The sequence below is a fragment of the Phaeovulum sp. genome (assembly GCF_030684035.1).
Classification (GTDB): Bacteria; Pseudomonadota; Alphaproteobacteria; order Rhodobacterales; family Rhodobacteraceae; genus UBA6213.
On sequence record NZ_JAUXPI010000041.1, the window covers coordinates 21,285 to 38,959 of the forward strand.

The following is a 17,675-nucleotide window of genomic DNA, read 5'->3' on the forward strand; positions in this document are numbered from 1 at the left end:
CAAAAAGCGCGAAGCTTGGGCGGTAGCGACATGTTTTCATCGCATTTTTCGACTTTCCGATGCTGTCCGCCCGGCGCGGCCTTGGCTCCGCCGCGCGGGCCTCTGGCAATCTCGCGACATCACCGCGCAACTCATTGCTTTTCCTCTTGTTTGGCAGCTTCCATTTGCCGTCCCATCGCCGCAAGCTCGGCGACCGCGCCCAGCATGGCGGGTGCCGCGCAAACCCAGCGCGAGTCGTGAAGCCGCCGCTCGATCGACAGACCGGCAAGCGCCGGATGCGCCAGCATCTCTTCGGCGCGGCTTGCGCCGGGGGCCCCGGCGATCACCAGATCGGGCGCAGCCAGCACCAGCCGCTCCAGATCTAGCCGCCCGCCCCAATCGAGCCCCGGCCCGGCAACGATGTTTTCAAACCCGGCGAGGACGAGCATCTGCCCCTCCAGCGTCGCCGGGCCATAGCCATAGCCGCCCGGCCCATAGACCGCCGCGCGGGGCGCGTGCTCGGGGCGCTCGATCGCCGCCAGCTGCGCGTCGAAATCTGCAAGCACCCGCGCGGCGCGGTCAGGCTGGCCAAGTACCGCCCCCATTGTCACGATTTTCGCGCGGATATCGGGCACCGAAACGCCGGGCGAAAACCGCTCGACCCAGACCCCGAGCCGTTCCAGCATCGCCACGGTTTCGGGGTCGGACCAGATATCTGCCAGCACCAGATCGGGGTGGCGCAGATAGATGTCCTCGGCGCGCCCCGAGGTTTGCGCATGGCCCGCCGCCGCCGCCGCCAGCGCCGACATCGCCGGATCGGTCGCCAGCGGCGAAAGTGCTGCAATCTGTGCAGGGTCGGCGATCAGCAGCAGCAACTGATCGGTGCAGACGTTCATCGAGACCACGCGCGCAGGCGGGCTATCGGCCAAGGCCGTGGTTGCCGCAACACCCACGGCAAGCGCCAGCACCCGCAGCAAGCCGCGCGTGCCGGCCCCCCGCCGGGGATCAGAAGCTTTTGCGCAAGCCCACATAAACCGCGCGCCCCGATGTGCCATAGCCGTTCACCGTCTGATAGTCCGCATCAAGCAGGTTTTCGATGCGCAGGTAGGCCTCGGTTCCCGGCGCGAGGTCATAGTGCAGCGCGGCGGAAACTACCGTATAGTCTGGCAACGCCGGGCGGTCCGCCACATGCCGCGCCGCGAGGTTCAGCCGCAGGCCCTCGGCAAGCCGCGCCTCCAGTGCCAGCGCCAGCTGGTGGCGCCCGAAGCCCGCGCTCCAGGTATTGCCAAAGCTCAGCGGCGGCGTGGTGGCATCGGTAAAGGTGTAGCTCGCGGTGGCATCGATGCGCGCACCAAGCGGCACTACCGCCTCGATCTCCACGCCTTGCCGCCGGGTCCGCCCAGGCACCTGCGCGTAGCGGTCATCGAGATAGTCGTAGGGCGTGCCCATATCGGAAAAATCGATCAGGTTGTCGGTGTCGATGCGAAACAGCGTGGCGCGCAGGAAGGCGTCGCCCCCGAGCCGCTTTTCGAGCCCGAGGTCGAAGGAAAGGCTTTTTTCCGGCTCCAGCCCGGCATACCCGTAGGGTCCGAACAGTTCATAGCCCGAAGGTGCCCGAAACCCGGTGCCGACGGCACCGCGCAGCGTGACATCGCCGGCGAGCTGCCAGCTTGCCGCCAGCCGCGCCGTGTTCTGGCCACCAAAGCGCGAATGCTCGTCGTGGCGCAGCGATGCAACCACATCGAGCCCCGCGCCAAAGCGCTGCGCATATTCCGCAAACACCCCCGCCACCTGCGAGGCGGCACCCAGATCGACCGGGCCATAGCCGGTATCCCCTGCCTGCGCGTAGCTTTCATGGGTGAGGTCGGCACCGAAAACCAACCTCCCCTGCCCGATGTCGGTGGCGGCTTTCCAGGCGAGCGTCGAGCGGCGGCCGGAATAGTCAAGGTCCATGGTGCGCAGGGTCGAGCCGGATACCATCCAGAACGCATCATAATCGAGATAGGTCTCGGTGCCGAACAGGCTGCGTGCCATCGCGTAGTGGCTGAAGCTCAGGCTGTGTTCAACTGATCCGGCCTCGAACAGCGCATAGGCGCGGATGCCGGCCGAATTCTGGCGCGAGGTTTCATCGAAGCTTTCGCCATCGCCGAGCGTCACGCTGAAGCTACGCGTCGGGTCGGCGTAATATTGCGGATCCCATCCGCCTTTTGCAGCTTCGGCAAAGGCGGCAAAGCCCAGCGTCACGCCGCTTTCAAGCGTGGTCTCACCTTTCAACGAAACCCGCGCTGAACGGAAGCCATCGGCCTCGCTGCCCGCTGCCGCCGCCGAGAACCCCTCGGTGTGCAGTCCGGAAACGGTCAGGCCAAGGCTGCCGGTGGCACTGCGGCGTGCATGTTCAAAGCTGGTCGCAACGGTGCCGTAGCTGCCCGCCTCAACCGCCAACACCGACCGGGCGCCGGGCACCAGAAGCACCGGGCTTTCAAAGCTCAGCACCCCGGCCACAGCTTGCCCGCCATGCACCGCCGATTGCGATCCGCGCAGCAATTCCGCACGACCGAAACCGAGGCTGCTGAGCCGCCCAATGTCGAACGCCACCTGCGGCCCCGAGGGGTCTGACACGTCGATGCCATCGACCAGCACCTTGACGTAGTTCTGGCTGACGCCGCGCAGGGTAAAACCTGTCTGCCCGCCCAGCCCGCCGCGCGCCAGAATGCCGATACCGGGCAGCCGCGCGAGAAATTCGGTCAGCTGCAATTCGCCGGTGGCCTGCACCGCGCGCGTGGTGACAGTGGTGACGGTGGCACCGGTGCGCCCGGCTTCGCGTGGCTCCTGCCCTGCGCTGATGATGATGTCATCAAGTTCGATCAGTTCCAGCGCGGTGGCGGGCAATGCCGCAACAGATCCGGCGAGAATCGCAAGTGCAAGGGAATGTTTTCGCATGGTCAGGTCTTTCCATTCGCGCCCCATTTGGCGCTGCCCAATTCAAGCCTTTGGAAAGATTTACTTTCCGCCGACGGTGCCTATCACCTCAAGCGGAATGCCCGCCCCTCCGCGCACCCCGCGCGGCGGAAAAGAGTGATCACCTCGGCAGGTCTCCTGGCTCGCGGGTCAGGGCTTGGGCCGGCCTTCCCGGGGTGTGGCCCCCAGTGGCATGTGTCGGCCTTCGCTCGCCGCTTACAGTTGCGGGGGCAGCCCCGGAGTAGGCAGCAAGCGCTGCCGCACCGGGTTCCCTTTTCATCCGCCCCTCACGAGGCGAAACCGAAGAGGCTCTTTGATCGCGCTACGGCGCGCGGCTGTCAAGGGTGCGATTGCTCGGCCTGCGCCTCAGCGCGGCTGGCGCGGTTATGGCGCACCGAAGAAACCAGCGACAGGCCGATGAAACCGGCACCGAGAAGCCCGGTGACCATTTCCGGAATGTGCCACATGGTCTGCGCGAACATGATGAGCGACAGCACGAGGATCGACCAGAATGCGCCGTGTTCCAGATAGCGGAACTCGGCCAGGGTGTTCCTTTCAACCAGCATGATTGTCATCGAGCGTACATAGACGGCACCGATGCCAAGACCTATGGCGATCAGGAACAGGTTCTGCGTCAGCGCGAAAGCCCCGATCACGCCGTCGAAGCTGAAGGAAGCGTCAAGCACCTCAAGGTAAAGAAATGCGCCAAGCCCGCCTTTGGCCGCGGCGGTCAAGGCCGCCGCTTTCTGGTCAAGCACCTGTCCCAGCACCTCGACCAGCAGAAAGGTGAGCAGCCCGGCAAGCGATGCCAGCAGAAATTCGTGTTCGCGGTTATCCGGCAAAAGCAGCGTGCAAAGCATCACCACGATCAGGACCAGCGCGATCTCCAATCCGCGCACCGAGGCACAGCGGCGCAACTGGCATTCGAGCATGCGGATCCAATCGACCTCTTTGCCCTCGTCGATGAAGTAGCGCAGCGCCACCATCATCAGGAAAGAACCACCAAAGGCAGCGATGGAAAGATGCGCGTCCCCGATGATGCGGGCGTATTCGTCGGGCCGCACAGCGGCAAGGTGGATTGCCTCGAATGGCCCGATCCCGGCGGCCACCACCACGATCAGCAAGGGAAACGCCACCCGCATGCCGAATACCGCTATGACGATGCCCCAAGTCAGGAACCGGCGCTGCCAGACCGGTGTCATTTGCTTGAGCTTGTTGGCGTTGACGATGGCGTTGTCGAAAGAGAGCGAGATTTCCAGCACCGCGAGCACGGCGGCAATCAGGAAAAACGAGATGCCACCGGCCAGGCCGCCATAAATCACCCCAAGCCAATAGGCGAGGATCAGACCGGCCGCGGTGAATGCAAAGGCCCATCTGAAATAGTGGAGGGAAGCTTTCATCCGGGCTCCGATGCAGCGCCGCTCTGCGCGTGGTGCCGAGATAGGGCTGGCCAGGGGCAACGGCAAGGGTCAGGAGGCGCAACGCCACAGCCTGCGGCACGGCGGCAACGCATCGGCAGGGGTGCAGCCGATTGTCGCAGGTTCATCAGCGCGATTCGGTTTTGCGGCAATGTGGTTTATAGGTCGCGCAGTGTGTGACATAAGGGAAACAGGCAATGCGCGCGCTTTTGGGCGCGCTGGCTTTCGCCCTGACCTTCGGCATGGCAGCCGCGCAGGGGCGAAATGAGGCTTCGCTGACCCAACTACCGGAACGGCAGGCCTTCTCCAAACTTGTCGGGCCCTATGTTGCGCCGCTGGAGGCGATGAATCGCGGCACGCTTGCCTACAACTCGGTCGTTGCCGAGAATGCGGCGATGAATTTGGCAATGCTGGTGCAACTCGACCAGTCGCCGCTCTGGGCCAATGCGACCTCGGCGGGCATCACCAAAGCCAGCCTGACCGGGCCGGGTACCGCGCCCATTCCCGCCGCCGACAGCCGCGGGCTTGACGACATGTCAGCGGCCATCGTGGCGCTGGCACCGGTCGCCGCGACCGGGCTTGCCCCGATGCGCGACGCGCTTGCGAGTGTCGGCAGCAGTTGCCGCTCGTGCCACGCGGCCTATCCCGAGGTCAACTGACCGCCGGGCTATGCCTGCCCGAGCTTTGCCTGCCGTGCCGCGCGCAGGCGGGCGAAATCGTCGCCCGCATGATAGCTGGATCGGGTGAGCGGGGTTGCCGAAACCATCAGGAACCCCTTGCCATAGGCGGCCCCCTCGTAACCCTTGAATTCCTCGGGGGTCACGAAGCGGTCAACGCGGTGGTGTTTGGGCGTGGGTTGCAGATATTGGCCGATGGTCAGAAAATCGACATCCGCGGCGCGCAGATCGTCCATCACCTGGCGCACCCCCTGCGCGTCTTCCCCGAGCCCAACCATGATGCCCGATTTGGTGAACAGGCCGGGGTCAAGCTCCTTGGCGCGCTGCAACAGGCGCAGGCTGGCAAAATAGCGCGCTCCGGGGCGCACCGTGGGGTATAGCCCGGGCACGGTTTCAAGGTTGTGGTTGAACACGTCGGGGCGCGCGGCAACGACAGTTTCCAGCGCCTCCGGGCCGCATTTGAGAAAATCGGGGGTCAGCACCTCGATCGTGGTGCCGGGGGCGCGGTGCCGGATGGCGCGGATCGTGGCGGCAAAATGCTCGGCACCGCCGTCGGCCAGGTCATCGCGGTCAACGCTGGTAATGACGACATGTTTGAGCCCCAGCGTCGCCACCGCCTGCGCCACCCGCCCCGGCTCAAACGCATCGAGCGTGTCGGGCTTGCCGGTGGCGATGTTGCAGAACGAGCAGCCACGGGTGCAGATGTCCCCCATGATCATCATCGTCGCGTGGCCCGCGCTCCAGCATTCACCGACGTTCGGGCAGCCTGCCTCTTCGCAAACGGTGACCAGCCGGTTTGACCGCAGCGTATCGCGGGTGGTCTTGTAACCCTCGGATGTCGGGGCCTTGACCCGTATCCAGGCCGGTTTCTTCGGCTGCTCCTGATCGGGCCTGTGGGCCTTTTCCGGGTGGCGTTCGCCGGGGATCTTGAGGTCGCGCGACATGCTGGCTCCTGGCTGGCGGCAGGGCCGCAGCGACTGATCTAGTGCATCGGACGGGTTTTGTCCAAGGGGCAAGCCGCGCGAAAGGTTTGCTCAGGGCAACCGGGCGCGGGCGGCGGCGATCAGCCCTTGCCCGGCAGCCGTCAGCGCCCCGGCAAGCGGTTCAAACCAGCCCTCGCCCGAACTCGCGGCGCGGCGCACAAGCAACAGCTCCCGCGCCGGTTCGGGGGCGGCAAAGCGCGCGCAGACAAGGCCGGGCGTGGCTTCGCCCGCCAGCGCCAGCTCTGGCAGAAAGGTCAGGCCCGCGCCCTGCGCCACCAGGCCGCAAAGCGTGGCCAGCGACGAGGCCCCAAGGTCGAGCCGGGTGGTCGAGCGCGTCAGACCGCAGACATCAAGCGCCTGATCCGCAAGACAGTGGCCTTCGTCGAGCAACAACAATTCGTCCGGGTCGAGCGCGCGCGGGCGCAACGCCTCGCGCGCAGCACCAAGCGCGGCAAGGCGCGCCGCGCTGCCCGCAAGCAAAAAGCGGTCTTCGAACAGCGCCTGCGTAATCAGCCCCGGGTCGTTCACCGGCCCGGCGATCACCACCGCATCAAGCGCCCCCTCGGCAAGTGCAGCCAGCAGAAGCGCGGTCTGCGCCTCGCGCAGGCGCAATTCGCCGGTGCCGGAGATTTCCCTGAAGCGGGGCAGCAATGGCGGCAAAAGATAGGGCGCGACGGTGGGGATGATGCCAAGGTGCAACGCCGCGCCAAGGCCGAGATGCCGCGCCTCCGCCGCAAGTTCCTGCACCTCTGCCAGCACCCGGGCGGCGCGGCGCGCCAGCACCCTGCCCGCCCGTGTCGGCACCAAGCCACGCGGCAGCCGCTCGACCAAGGCCAACCCTAGCGCGCCCTCCAATGCACGGATCTGCATCGAAAGCGCGGGCTGGGTGACATGCACCTTTTCCGCCGCGCGCCCGAAATGCCCGGTTTCGATAAGCGCAAGGAAATAGGAAAGCTGGCGGAGCGTGATGTTCATAAGGCAATCTTATCGCATGTAGCAGAATATGCAATTTCCATTGATCGTCGCATGCCGTTAGGTTGCCCCGATCACAAGGAGTTTGCCATGTCCCGCCTGACCACCACTGCCGGTGCACCCGTTGCCGACAACCAGAATTCCGAAACCGCAGGCCTGCGCGGCCCGCTTTTGATGCAGGATTACCAACTGCTCGAAAAGCTCGCGCATCAGAACCGCGAGCGCATTCCCGAACGCACCGTGCACGCCAAGGGTTGGGGGGCCTTTGGCACCTTTACCGTCACCCATGACATCACCCGCCATACCCGCGCCTCGATCTTTGGCGCGGTAGGCAAGACCACGCCGATGCTGGCGCGGTTCTCGACCGTGGCGGGCGAGGCCGGTGCCGCCGACCACGAGCGCGACGTGCGCGGCTTCGCGCTGAAGTTCTACACCGATGAGGGCAACTGGGACCTTGTGGGCAACAACACCCCGGTGTTCTTCATCCGCGATCCGCTGAAATTCCCCGATTTCATCCACACCCAGAAGCGCCACCCGCGCAGCAATCTGCGCTCCAACACCGCGATGTGGGATTTCTGGAGCCTGGTGCCCGAAAGCCTGCATCAGGTCACGATCCTGATGAGCGACCGCGGCCTGCCGCAAGATCCGACGCGGATGAACGGCTACGGCAGCCACACCTATTCGCTGTGGAACGCAAAGGGCGAGAGGGTCTGGGTAAAGTTCCATTTCAAGACCCGGCAGGGCCATGCACATTTCACCAATGCCGAAGGCAACGCGATGATAGCCCGCAGTCGCGAAGGCTATCAGGAGGCGCTTTTTGGCGGTATCGAGGCCGGGCGGTTCCCGCGCTGGACGCTGAAAATCCAGATCATGTCCGAGGCGGAGGCGCAGCAAACCGCCTTTGATCCGTTCGATCTGACCAAGGTCTGGCCGCATGCCGATTTTCCGCTGCACGAGGTCGGCTATTTCGAACTCAACCGCAACGCCGACAACTACTTTGCCCAGATCGAGCAGGCGGCTTTCAGCCCCTCGAACAAGGTGCCCGGCATCGGCTTCAGCCCCGACAAGATGTTGCAGGCGCGCGTTTTCAGCTACGCCGATGCGCACCGCTACCGGCTTGGCACGCATTACGAGGCGCTGCCGGTCAATCAGCCCAGGTGCCCGGTTCACCATTACCACAAGGACGGCGCGATGAACTTCGTCGGCCCGCAAACCGGCGCTGTCGATGCCTATTACGAGCCGAATTCGGTGGGCGGGGTCACGCAAGACCCCGGCGTGGCCGAGCCAGCATTGCCGGTGTCGGGTGCCACCGGGCACCATGCCCATGCGCAGCAGATTGACGATTACGCCCAGCCGCGCGCCCTGCATGACAAGGTGCTGAACGCCGGGGAGCGGGCGCGGCTATATGCTAACACCGCCGCGTCGATGGCCGGAGTGCCGCAGCAGATCATCGACCGGGCGCTTGCCCATTACGATGCCATCTCGCAGGCTTACGGCGCGGGCATCCGCGCGGCGCTTGCTGCGGCAAACTAGTCTCAAGACCGGCGGGGTGCCTGCGCGGCACCCCGCCAGCGCTTGCCGCAACGCCTTCGCCAGCTTAGCAATGCGGCATTCGCCGGGCACCCGGGCCCGGTCAGCATGCGAGGGCGGATTGTGATCGAGCTTTTGGGCAACCCGGCGGTCTGGGCTTCGTTTCTGACCCTGACCGTTCTTGAAATCGTGCTTGGCGTCGATAACGTCATCTTCATCTCGATCGCCGCCGAGCGTCTGCCTGTGGCGGAGCGTCGCCGAGCGCGCTTTATCGGGCTTTCGGGGGCGCTGGTGTTGCGCATCGGGCTTTTGTTCTCGATCACCTGGATCATCGGCATGTCGGAACCGGTGCTGACGGTGGCGGGGTTCGGTGCCTCGTGGCGCGACATCATCCTGCTTGCGGGCGGGCTCTTTCTGATCTGGAAGGCCGCGACCGAGATTTTTTCCGAGGTCGAGGGCGAGACGCATGCCACCGCAGGCGCGGCAAAGGCGACGCTCTTCGCGGTGGTGGTGCAGATCATGGTGCTCGACCTCGTCTTTTCGCTCGACTCCGTCATCACCGCGATTGGCATCGCTGACCACATCGAAGTGATGGTGGCGGCGGTCGTGGTGGCAATTCTGGTGATGATGGTCGCGGCAGAGCCGATCGCCGAATTCATCGCGGCGCATCCTTCTACCAAGATGCTGGCGCTGGCATTCCTGTTGATGGTCGGCATGGCGCTGGTATCGGACGGCATGCACCACCATGTGGAACGCGGCTTCATCTACGCGGCGATGGTCTTTGCCGGAGGCGTCGAGGGGCTGAACCTCTGGCGGCTAAAGCGGCGCAACACAAGGTTGGCGCAATAGCTCTGGCGGCGCGGGCGGATTTTTCGCCGCCCGCGCATTTTTCCCTTGCGGCGCGCGCCATGACTTTATACATCCCCCGTCACCGAAACCGCCGCAGGGCGGGTAAGGGAACGGAGCGCGGGCGTAGCTCAGGGGTAGAGCATAACCTTGCCAAGGTTAGGGTCGAGGGTTCGAATCCCTTCGCCCGCTCCAAAACACGAAAGGCCCTCGGGAATCCGGGGGCCTTTCGTGTTTTGCACCCCCTGCTTGACAAGCCATACCACGCAGCCTCAGGTGCCGCGAGCAAAGAGAACCAGAGGGGACAGCCGGAACCATGCAGCAAGCAATCGGTGCCGCAATTCTGGCGCTCTACCTTGTGTGCTCGGCGCTTCTGGCCCCGGTGTTTCGGGTAATGCTGGCGCGGCGTGCGGCGCGCGGGCGCGAAGACAAGCGGCGGTGGCGCGAAAAACTGGGCGCGCCGGGCGCGCGCCGCCCCGAGGGCCAGCTTTTATGGCTGCATGCAGCCTCGGTGGGCGAACTGGCCTCGGTCACCGGGCTGATTGCCGCGCTCGCCGAGGCACGGCCGCAGACCGCGCTGCTGGTTACAACCTCGACCATGACCTCGGCGCGCCTTGCCGCTGAGCGGTTGCCCCGGCGGGTGCTGCACCAATATCTGCCGCTTGATCTGCCGGGCGCGGTGACGCGGTTTCTCGACCACTGGAGGCCCGATGCGGCGGTCTGGGTGGAAAGCGAGCTTTGGCCAAGGCTGATCGGCCAGACTGCCGCGCGCAGGATACCGATGTTGCTGGTCAATGCCCGCATGTCCGACCGCTCGGCACGGCGCTGGCAGCGGGTGCCCGCACTTGCGCAGCGGCTTTTGGCGTGTTTTGCGCAGGTTTTCGCGCAAGATGCACAAACCGCTCGGCATCTTGCGGCCTTGGGCCTGCCGCCCGCGCGGCTGCAAAGCCTCGGCTCGCTGAAGGAAAACACCAGCCCCCTGCCCTTCGATGCCGCCGAACGCGGCAGGCTGGCTGCGGCATGGGCGGGGCGGCCGAGGTGGCTGGCGGCCTCGACCCACGCCGGAGAGGAGGCAATGGTGCTGGCCGCGCACCGGCTTGCCGGGGCCGCGATGCCGGGCCTGCTGCTGATCCTCGCGCCGCGCCACCCCGAACGGGGGGCATCGGTTGCCGCCATGGCGCGGGCAGCGGGCTTTGCCCCCGCTGAGCGCGCGGCCGGGGTGGGCGATGCGGCCACCGCCGAGGTCTATCTTGCCGATACGCTGGGCGAGATGGGGCTTTGGTTCGACCTTGCGCCGGTCGCCTTTCTCGGCGGATCGCTGATCGCGGTCGGCGGCCACAACCCCTATGAGCCGGTGGCGCAGGGGGCGGCGGTTCTGCACGGCCCGCACACAGCCAATTTTTCCGAAATCTATGCCCGGCTCGATGCGGCGGGCGGCGCGCGCAAGGTGGCGGATGCCGAGGCACTGGCTGCGGCGATTGTGGACCTTCTGGCCGATGGCGGTGCGGCAGCGGCGGCGCAGGCGCAAGCCGCGCGCGGGGCGGTTTCAGCCAGCGCCGATGCGGTGCAGGCGGCACTGGCGGCGGCGATTGCCGCAACACTCGACCCTGCCGGGGCCGGTGCCGCCAGGCGCGGATGAAGCGGCAGACCCGCGCCGTTGTAACAGCCCGAAAACTTGCGTGAAGCGGTTTCCCTTGCGGCGCGCGGCGGCTTCGCTAAAACGGGCCACGCGTAGAAAAAAGGCATTGCAATGGCTGTCGCCGTCATCGTCCTCGCTGCAGGCCAGGGCACCCGCATGAATTCCGACCTGCCAAAGGTGTTGCATCACCTGGGTGCCGCGCCGCTGATCGCCCACGCGCTCGCCGCAGCCACGGCGATCGAACCGGCGCGGGTGGTGGTGGTGGCGGGCCACGAAGCCGAAGAGGTGCGCCAGGCCGTAGCCCTGTTCTGCCCCGAGGCAGAGGTGGTCATTCAGGCAGAGCAGCTCGGCACCGGCCACGCGGTGGCAACCGCGCTGCCCAGGCTTGACGGTTTCGAGGAGCGAGTGCTGGTGATCTACGGCGACACCCCGTTCATCCGCCCCGAGACCCTGCGCGACATGGTCGCGGCGCGCGCCGATGTCGTGGTGCTGGGCTTCGAGGCGGCCGAGCCGGGGCGCTATGGCAGGCTTGTCACCAGCCGGGCGGGGCTGGAACGGATTGTCGAGTTCAAGGATGCAACACCTGAAGAACGCGCCATAACCCTTTGCAATTCCGGCGTGATCTGCGCCAATGCCGCGATTCTCGCCCGGCTGGTTGCGGGGCTGACAAACGCCAATGCCGCAGGCGAATACTACCTGACCGACATCATCGCCGCCGCCCGCGCCGAGGGTCTTTCTGCCGCTGTCGTCACCTGCGCCGAGGCCGAGACCATGGGGATCAACACCCGCGCCGAGCTTGCCCGCGCCGAGGCGCTGTTTCAGGCCCGTGCCCGCGCCGAGGCGCTGGACAACGGCGTTACCCTGACCGCCCCGGATACCGTGTTCTTCGCGCTCGATACATGGATCGGGCGCGATGCGGTGATCGGGCCGAATGTGGTGTTCGGCCCCGGTGTCACCATTGAATCGGGGGCAGAGGTGCGCGCCTTTTGCCACCTTGAAGGCTGCCATATCTCGCGCGGGGCTACCGTCGGGCCCTTCGCTCGGCTGCGCCCCGGCGCGGAACTGGCCGAAGATGTGCATGTGGGCAACTTCGTCGAGATCAAGAACTCCATCCTTGATGAGGGCGTCAAGGTTGGCCATCTCACCTACCTTGGCGATGCGCATGTGGGCGAGCGTACCAACATCGGCGCGGGCACGGTAACCTGCAACTACGATGGCGTGATGAAACACCACACCGAAATCGGTGCCGATGCCTTCATCGGCTCCGATACGATGCTGGTGGCCCCGGTCAGGGTGGGTGCGGGCGCGCTGACCGGCTCGGGTTCGGTCATCACCGCCGATGTTCCTGCGGGCGCGGTGGCGCTGGGGCGGGCGCGGCAGGAAAACAAGCCCGGACTGGCGGCAAAACTCATGGAGCGGTTACGCGCCGAAAAGGCGCGCCGGGCCGGGGGCAAGGCCTGATGTGCGGCATTATCGGGATTCTGGGAAATCATGAGGTTGCGCCACTGCTGGTTGAAAGCCTGAAGCGGCTGGAATACCGCGGCTACGATTCGGCAGGCATCGCCACGGTGAACTCCGGGCGGCTTGACCGCCGCCGTGCGGTGGGCAAGCTTGCCAACCTCTCCGACCTTCTGGTGCATGAACCGCTGCCCGGCAAGGCAGGTATCGGCCATACCCGCTGGGCCACGCATGGGGCCGCAAACGAGGGCAACGCGCACCCGCACCGGTCCGGCCCGGTGGCGGTGGTGCATAACGGCATCATCGAAAACTACCGCGACTTGCGCGCCGAGCTGGCGGCGGCGGGCCTTCACCCCGAAACCGAGACCGATACCGAAACCGTCGCACTTCTTGCGCGGCTTTACATGGACAGCGGCATGAGCGCGCGAGCGGCCGCAGCGGCCACGCTCGCCCGGCTTACCGGTGCCTTCGCGCTGCTGTTCCTGTTTGACGGCGAGCCTGACCTGCTGATCGCCGCGCGCAAGGGCAGCCCGCTTGCCATCGGCCATGGCAGCGGCGAGATGTTCGTGGGCTCCGATGCAATTGCTCTGGCACCCTTTACCGACGCAATCACCTATCTGGACGAGGGCGATCATGCCTTTGTCAGCCGCGCCGGTGCCGAGATTTTCGACGCGCAAGGCCGCCGCGCCAACCGGGAAATGCAGCGCATCGACCTTGGCCAGACCCGCGTTGAAAAGGCCGGTTACAAACATTTCATGGCCAAGGAGATTGCCGAGCAACCTGCGGTTCTCGGCGATGCGCTGGCGCATTACCTGCAAGGCGGCAAGCTCAACCTGCCGGAGGGGCTGGATTTTTCCGGGACCGAGCGGCTGACGCTGGTGGCCTGCGGCACCGCCTTCTACGCCTGTTCGGTGGCGAAATACTGGTTTGAGGCGCTCGCGGGCCTGTCTTGCGAAATTGACGTCGCCTCCGAATTTCGCTACCGCGAACCGCCGTTGCCCAAGGGCGGAATGGCGCTTTTTGTCAGCCAGTCGGGCGAAACCGCCGACACGCTCGCGGCGCTGCGCTATTGCAAGGCGCAGGAGCAGAGGATCGTTGCCGTGGTCAATGTGGCCAGTTCGTCGATCGCACGCGAAGCCGACCTTGCGCTGCCGATCATGGCGGGCATCGAGGTCGGTGTGGCCTCGACAAAGGCCTTTACCTGCCAGCTTGCGGTGCTGGCGGTGCTGGCGCTCAAGGCGGGCGTCGACCGTGGCCGGATCGAACCCGAGGCGCTGGCTGGCCATATCGCCGCGCTCAATTCTCTGCCCGGCCTGATGAACCAGGCGCTGGCGCTTTCGGGCGAGATCGCGCGGCTGGCCGAACGCATTGCCGAGGCGCAGGATGTGCTGTTCCTTGGCCGTGGGCCAATGTTTCCGCTCGCCCTTGAAGGCGCGTTGAAGCTCAAGGAAATCAGCTACATACACGCTGAAGGCTATGCGTCGGGCGAGTTGAAGCATGGCCCGATAGCGCTGGTGGACCGGTTGGTGCCGGTGGTGGTGATGGCACCCCACGACCGACTTTTCGACAAGACCGTGTCGAACATGCAAGAGGTGATGGCGCGGCACGGGCAGGTGCTTCTGGTCTCGGATGCGGCCGGGTTGCAGGCGGCATCGGCGGGGGTCTGGGCAAGCTTGAAGCTGCCGCAGGTGGCCGAACCCTTTGCCCCCATCCTCTATGCGATCCCGGCGCAGCTTCTGGCCTATCATACCGCCATCGCCAAGGGCACCGATGTGGACCAGCCGCGCAATCTGGCAAAATCGGTGACGGTGGAATGATTGGAGCGGTTGAGCTTGCGGCGCTTTCGGCCCTGGCCGACCCGGTCCGCGCCGCAGGCTCCGCCGCCTATCACAAGGCACCGCGCCGCTATCTTGGCATTGCGGTGCCGCAGATCGAGGCTCTGGTGGCAGAGTGGCGGGCAGGCCTTGATGTGGCAGGAAGGGTGGCCTTGGCCGACGCGCTCTGGCGGTCTGACATTCACGAAGCGCGAATTGCGGCCGCAAAACTGCTTACCCAAGCGCGCATCGCCAATGACGGCGCGGTTTGGGCGCTGATCGCCTCCTGGGTGCCCGGGTTCGATGCCTGGGCAATTGCCGACCACGCTGCCGCCGCCGGGGCGCGCCGCCTTGTTGCCCATCCGGAACGGCTTGACGAGGTCGAGGCCTGGCTTGGGCAGCCGAACATGTGGGCGCGCCGGGCGGCGCTGGTTTTCACTCTGCCCTGGACCCGGCTGCCGCATCCGAAACCCGCCGACGAAGCCATTCGTGCGCGCGTGCTCGGCTGGGCCGCCCGGCTTGCCCCCGACCGCGACTGGTTCATTCAGAAATCGATCGCCTGGTGGCTGCGCGACCTTTCGAAGCATGATGCCAGCCGCGCCCGTGCCTGGCTGGCGGAACATGGCGCTGCGCTCAAGCCATTCGCGGTGAAGGAAGCCTCAAAGTACCTCGGCGGGTGATCGCATCACCGGCCATTCGGTATGCAATTGCATACCGCCCTTCCCAAACGCCGCGCACTAGGCTATGAGGCCGCAACCGAATCCCCCAACCCACGAGGCCCCCATGTCGAAAATCAAGGTAGCCAACCCCGTCGTTGAACTCGACGGCGATGAAATGACCCGGATCATCTGGGATTTCATCAAGAAAAAGCTGATCCTGCCCTATCTCGACATCGACCTGAAATATTACGACCTCGGCATCGAGGAACGCGACCGCACCAACGACCAGATTACCGTCGATGCGGCGCTCGCGATCCAGAAATACGGGGTTGGCGTCAAATGCGCGACCATCACCCCCGATGAGGCGCGGGTTGAGGAATTCGGCCTCAAGCAGATGTGGAAATCGCCGAACGGCACCATCCGCAACATCCTTGGCGGGGTGATCTTCCGCGAGCCGATCATCTGCCGCAACGTGCCGCGCCTGGTTCCCGGCTGGACCCAGCCGATTGTCGTTGGCCGCCACGCCTTCGGCGACCAGTACAAGGCCACCGACTTTCGCTTTCCCGGCAAGGGCAAGCTGACGCTGAAATTCGTCGGCGACGATGGCACGGTGATCGAGCGCGAGGTTTATGACGCGCCCGGTGCGGGCGTGGTGATGGGCATGTACAACCTCGACCAGTCGATCATCGACTTCGCGCGCTCGTCGATGAACTATGGCCTGCTGAAAGGCTGGCCGGTCTATCTTTCGACCAAGAACACCATCCTCAAGGCCTATGACGGCCGCTTCAAGGACCTGTTTCAGCAAGTTTATGAAGAGGAATTCGCCGAGGCATTCAAGAAGGCCGGGATCACCTACGAACACCGGCTGATCGACGACATGGTGGCAAGTTGCCTGAAATGGTCGGGCGGCTATGTCTGGGCTTGCAAGAACTACGATGGCGACGTGCAATCCGATACCGTTGCGCAAGGCTTCGGCTCGCTGGGCCTGATGACCTCGGTGCTGATGACCCCCGATGGCAAGACCGTCGAAGCCGAGGCCGCGCATGGCACCGTGACCCGCCACTTCCGCGAGCATCAGAAGGGCAAGGCGACCTCGACCAACTCTGTCGCCTCGATCTACGCCTGGACCGGCGGCCTCAAGCACCGGGCCAAACTCGATGACAACGCCGCACTGATGCGCTTTGCCACCACGCTGGAAAAGGTCTGCGTGCAGGCCGTCGAAGACGGTTACATGACCAAGGACCTCGCCCTGCTGGTCGGCCCCGAGCAGAAATGGCTCACCACCATGGGCTACCTTGAAAAGGTCGATGAATACCTGAACGCGGCGCTGAAGGGCTGATCCGCTGCCATGTCTCTGGGGGCCGGGTGCAGCAATGCACCCGGCCCTTTGTCGCTCACCAGAACTGCCCCCGCCCTACCGGTGGTGCGGCGCTAGGCGGCAGCCCGATATCGCGGCGGATGTGGGGGCTGAGCGCGCGCGCATCGCGCGGCTGCCGCCGCACCCCGGTCAGCGCGCGCAGTACCGCGCCAAGCACCCTCCAGGCACCCAATTCTTCGATCAGATCCTGCAATATCTGTGCGGAAACCGCCCCCGCACGGGCTTGATCTTGTGCCATTTCATGTTTCCGGCCGCTTGGGGGCGCACCGGCTCCTTGGGGAAAGGGGGACCGTGCCGAAACCTCGTGGCAGACCGCAAGGCGGTCAGGGGGCGCAGCCCCGCAAGGGTTCAGTCCGGGTCGGTTGCTGGAGTGTCAGGGCGCGATCTGCCCCGGAGTGCCTCAGCCTCGGCGGGCGAGAGGTTTCGCGCACCAAATGCCATACGGCGCGCGAATACGGGCCCGCGAAGCGGAGGCGGTCGGATGTGCCATGTGACGCCTCCCTTGCTGCGGTGCCGGTTCGCGGCCAAGTGCCACAGTTTGCGCGCCCGGCCAAGCCCGAGGCCGTAACCGTGGCCACAAAGCCGCAAAGGCTGTGGCGATTTCACAACAGGCGCGTTCCGGCGCAGCCCCTTGCATGTTTGCTTCAGCGCAAATATCCCACCGGGGTCCGGGGGTGTGAAACCCCCGGCACCGAACTCCGGGGCCCCGATGACCGATGCCACCCACCACACCCCGCTTGAAGACGCGCAAGGCATCGCCTATGGCGCGGGCATGGCGGCCTTCGCCATCGTCATGCTGACGCATCTGGGCTTTGTCACCGGCCAGACGGCGGGGCTGGCGGTGCTCATTTCCTATGCAACCGGCTGGGGCTTCGGGCCGGTGTTCTTTGCCATCAACCTGCCCTTCTACTGGCTCGGCTACCGCCGCATGGGCTGGGTCTTCACGCTCAAGACCTTTGCCGCGGTGGCGCTGGTCTCGGTGCTGTCCACGCTGATGCCGCAATGGGTCAGTTTTACCTACCTCAACCCAGGCTTGGGCGCGGTGATGATCGGCTTCATGTCCGGGGCGGCGCTGCTCGCGCTTTTTCGCCACGGCGCAAGCCTCGGCGGGGTCGGCATCGTGGCGCTTTACCTGCAAGACCGCAGCGGCTTTCGCGCCGGCTGGACCCAGCTCATTTTCGACGCCTGCCTGTTCAGCGTGGCACTTGCGCTGCGCGAATGGCACACCGTCGCCTGGTCGTTCCTTGGCGCACTGGTGCTCAACCTGGTGATCGCGATGAATCACCGCCGTGATCGCTACATTGCGGCCTGACGCATGGCGCGCCGATTTGCCGCGGTCGGGCGCGCATTCGACTGGCCAAGCG

The 17,675-nt window shown here is 65.4% G+C and carries 15 protein-coding genes, 1 tRNA gene and 1 riboswitch; of the genes, 10 read left to right on the forward strand and 6 right to left on the reverse strand.

Translation table 11 applies throughout. The features are described 5' to 3' along the window. Positions 1–131 precede the first annotated feature (131 nt). The 3 genes from Q8J98_RS09205 to Q8J98_RS09215 form a co-directional block, all read right to left on the reverse strand. Positions 132–947, reverse strand: a complete 816-nt coding sequence (locus tag Q8J98_RS09205; RefSeq protein ID WP_305294100.1) for an ABC transporter substrate-binding protein — start codon at positions 945–947, stop codon at positions 132–134. 37 nt (positions 948–984) lie between these two features. After that, positions 985–2,919: a TonB-dependent siderophore receptor gene (locus Q8J98_RS09210; RefSeq protein ID WP_305294070.1), complete on the reverse strand. Its 1,935-nt coding sequence runs from the start codon at positions 2,917–2,919 to the stop codon at positions 985–987. A 128-nt stretch (positions 2,920–3,047) separates the two neighbouring features. Further along, positions 3,048–3,257, reverse strand: a riboswitch (cobalamin riboswitch). An 18-nt stretch (positions 3,258–3,275) separates the two neighbouring features. Continuing rightward, the gene (locus Q8J98_RS09215; protein ID WP_305294071.1) at positions 3,276–4,337 is read right to left on the reverse strand and encodes a DUF475 domain-containing protein; all 1,062 of its coding nucleotides are present in this window, start codon (positions 4,335–4,337) and stop codon (positions 3,276–3,278) included. 215 nt (positions 4,338–4,552) lie between these two features. Here Q8J98_RS09215 and Q8J98_RS09220 point away from each other — a divergent pair, with 215 nt between their 5' ends. Next, positions 4,553–5,014: a cytochrome c gene (locus Q8J98_RS09220; protein WP_305294072.1), complete on the forward strand. Its 462-nt coding sequence runs from the start codon at positions 4,553–4,555 to the stop codon at positions 5,012–5,014. 8 nt (positions 5,015–5,022) lie between these two features. Here Q8J98_RS09220 and lipA read toward each other — a convergent pair whose 3' ends face one another. Both lipA and Q8J98_RS09230 read right to left on the reverse strand, forming a co-directional pair. Then, positions 5,023–5,976 carry a lipoyl synthase gene (gene lipA, locus Q8J98_RS09225; protein ID WP_305294073.1) on the reverse strand — a complete coding sequence of 318 codons (954 nt, stop codon included), beginning with the start codon at positions 5,974–5,976 and terminating at the stop codon, positions 5,023–5,025. Between the two features lie 90 nt (positions 5,977–6,066). Then, positions 6,067–6,990, reverse strand: coding sequence for a LysR family transcriptional regulator (locus tag Q8J98_RS09230; RefSeq protein WP_305185344.1), 924 nt, complete (start codon positions 6,988–6,990; stop codon positions 6,067–6,069). Between the two features lie 87 nt (positions 6,991–7,077). Here Q8J98_RS09230 and Q8J98_RS09235 point away from each other — a divergent pair, with 87 nt between their 5' ends. The 8 genes from Q8J98_RS09235 to Q8J98_RS09270 all read left to right on the forward strand — a co-directional run bounded on the left by Q8J98_RS09235 (position 7,078) and on the right by Q8J98_RS09270 (position 16,272). Beyond that, the gene (locus Q8J98_RS09235; RefSeq protein ID WP_305294074.1) at positions 7,078–8,520 is read left to right on the forward strand and encodes a catalase; all 1,443 of its coding nucleotides are present in this window, start codon (positions 7,078–7,080) and stop codon (positions 8,518–8,520) included. A gap of 105 nt (positions 8,521–8,625) precedes the next feature. Further along, complete coding sequence (locus Q8J98_RS09240; RefSeq protein WP_305294075.1) at positions 8,626–9,366, forward strand: TerC family protein; 741 nt, start codon at positions 8,626–8,628, stop codon at positions 9,364–9,366. A gap of 117 nt (positions 9,367–9,483) precedes the next feature. After that, a tRNA-Gly gene (locus Q8J98_RS09245) sits at positions 9,484–9,558 on the forward strand. A gap of 121 nt (positions 9,559–9,679) precedes the next feature. Continuing rightward, complete coding sequence (locus tag Q8J98_RS09250) at positions 9,680–11,002, forward strand: 3-deoxy-D-manno-octulosonic acid transferase (RefSeq protein WP_305294076.1); 1,323 nt, start codon at positions 9,680–9,682, stop codon at positions 11,000–11,002. A gap of 111 nt (positions 11,003–11,113) precedes the next feature. Further along, positions 11,114–12,463, forward strand: a complete 1,350-nt coding sequence (gene glmU / locus Q8J98_RS09255) for a bifunctional UDP-N-acetylglucosamine diphosphorylase/glucosamine-1-phosphate N-acetyltransferase GlmU (protein WP_305294077.1) — start codon at positions 11,114–11,116, stop codon at positions 12,461–12,463. Continuing rightward, a complete protein-coding gene (gene glmS / locus Q8J98_RS09260) occupies positions 12,463–14,277 on the forward strand; it encodes a glutamine--fructose-6-phosphate transaminase (isomerizing) (RefSeq protein ID WP_305294078.1) in 1,815 nt (604 codons plus the stop codon). The genes glmU and glmS overlap by 1 nt, the downstream gene beginning before the upstream one ends. After that, positions 14,274–14,954, forward strand: coding sequence for a DNA alkylation repair protein (locus tag Q8J98_RS09265; protein WP_305294079.1), 681 nt, complete (start codon positions 14,274–14,276; stop codon positions 14,952–14,954). Before glmS ends, Q8J98_RS09265 begins: the two co-directional genes overlap by 4 nt. A gap of 103 nt (positions 14,955–15,057) precedes the next feature. Beyond that, entirely contained in the window at positions 15,058–16,272 is a 1,215-nt protein-coding gene (locus Q8J98_RS09270) for an NADP-dependent isocitrate dehydrogenase (RefSeq protein ID WP_305294080.1), read from the forward strand. A 55-nt stretch (positions 16,273–16,327) separates the two neighbouring features. Here the strand turns inward: Q8J98_RS09270 and Q8J98_RS09275 are convergent, their stop codons facing one another. Beyond that, on the reverse strand, positions 16,328–16,549 hold the full coding sequence (locus tag Q8J98_RS09275) for a hypothetical protein (RefSeq protein ID WP_305185351.1): 222 nt from the start codon (positions 16,547–16,549) through the stop codon (positions 16,328–16,330). A gap of 471 nt (positions 16,550–17,020) precedes the next feature. Between Q8J98_RS09275 and Q8J98_RS09280 the strand changes: the two genes are divergently transcribed. Continuing rightward, positions 17,021–17,623, forward strand: coding sequence for a YitT family protein (locus tag Q8J98_RS09280; protein WP_305294081.1), 603 nt, complete (start codon positions 17,021–17,023; stop codon positions 17,621–17,623). Positions 17,624–17,675: the final 52 nt, after the last annotated feature.

What these genes read in the sequence shown, in the direction of transcription:
- Q8J98_RS09210 (WP_305294070.1), bottom strand. Translation starts at nt 2,919, where the DNA reads ATGCGAAAACATTCCCTTGCACTTGCGATTCTCGCCGGATCTGTTGCG.
- Q8J98_RS09215 (WP_305294071.1), bottom strand. Translation starts at nt 4,337, where the DNA reads ATGAAAGCTTCCCTCCACTATTTCAGATGGGCCTTTGCATTCACCGCG.
- Q8J98_RS09220 (WP_305294072.1), top strand. Translation starts at nt 4,553, where the DNA reads ATGCGCGCGCTTTTGGGCGCGCTGGCTTTCGCCCTGACCTTCGGCATG.
- lipA (WP_305294073.1), bottom strand. Translation starts at nt 5,976, where the DNA reads ATGTCGCGCGACCTCAAGATCCCCGGCGAACGCCACCCGGAAAAGGCC.
- Q8J98_RS09230 (WP_305185344.1), bottom strand. Translation starts at nt 6,990, where the DNA reads ATGAACATCACGCTCCGCCAGCTTTCCTATTTCCTTGCGCTTATCGAA.
- Q8J98_RS09235 (WP_305294074.1), top strand. Translation starts at nt 7,078, where the DNA reads ATGTCCCGCCTGACCACCACTGCCGGTGCACCCGTTGCCGACAACCAG.
- Q8J98_RS09240 (WP_305294075.1), top strand. Translation starts at nt 8,626, where the DNA reads ATGCGAGGGCGGATTGTGATCGAGCTTTTGGGCAACCCGGCGGTCTGG.
- Q8J98_RS09250 (WP_305294076.1), top strand. Translation starts at nt 9,680, where the DNA reads ATGCAGCAAGCAATCGGTGCCGCAATTCTGGCGCTCTACCTTGTGTGC.
- glmU (WP_305294077.1), top strand. Translation starts at nt 11,114, where the DNA reads ATGGCTGTCGCCGTCATCGTCCTCGCTGCAGGCCAGGGCACCCGCATG.
- glmS (WP_305294078.1), top strand. Translation starts at nt 12,463, where the DNA reads ATGTGCGGCATTATCGGGATTCTGGGAAATCATGAGGTTGCGCCACTG.
- Q8J98_RS09265 (WP_305294079.1), top strand. Translation starts at nt 14,274, where the DNA reads ATGATTGGAGCGGTTGAGCTTGCGGCGCTTTCGGCCCTGGCCGACCCG.
- Q8J98_RS09270 (WP_305294080.1), top strand. Translation starts at nt 15,058, where the DNA reads ATGTCGAAAATCAAGGTAGCCAACCCCGTCGTTGAACTCGACGGCGAT.
- Q8J98_RS09275 (WP_305185351.1), bottom strand. Translation starts at nt 16,549, where the DNA reads ATGGCACAAGATCAAGCCCGTGCGGGGGCGGTTTCCGCACAGATATTG.
- Q8J98_RS09280 (WP_305294081.1), top strand. Translation starts at nt 17,021, where the DNA reads ATGACCGATGCCACCCACCACACCCCGCTTGAAGACGCGCAAGGCATC.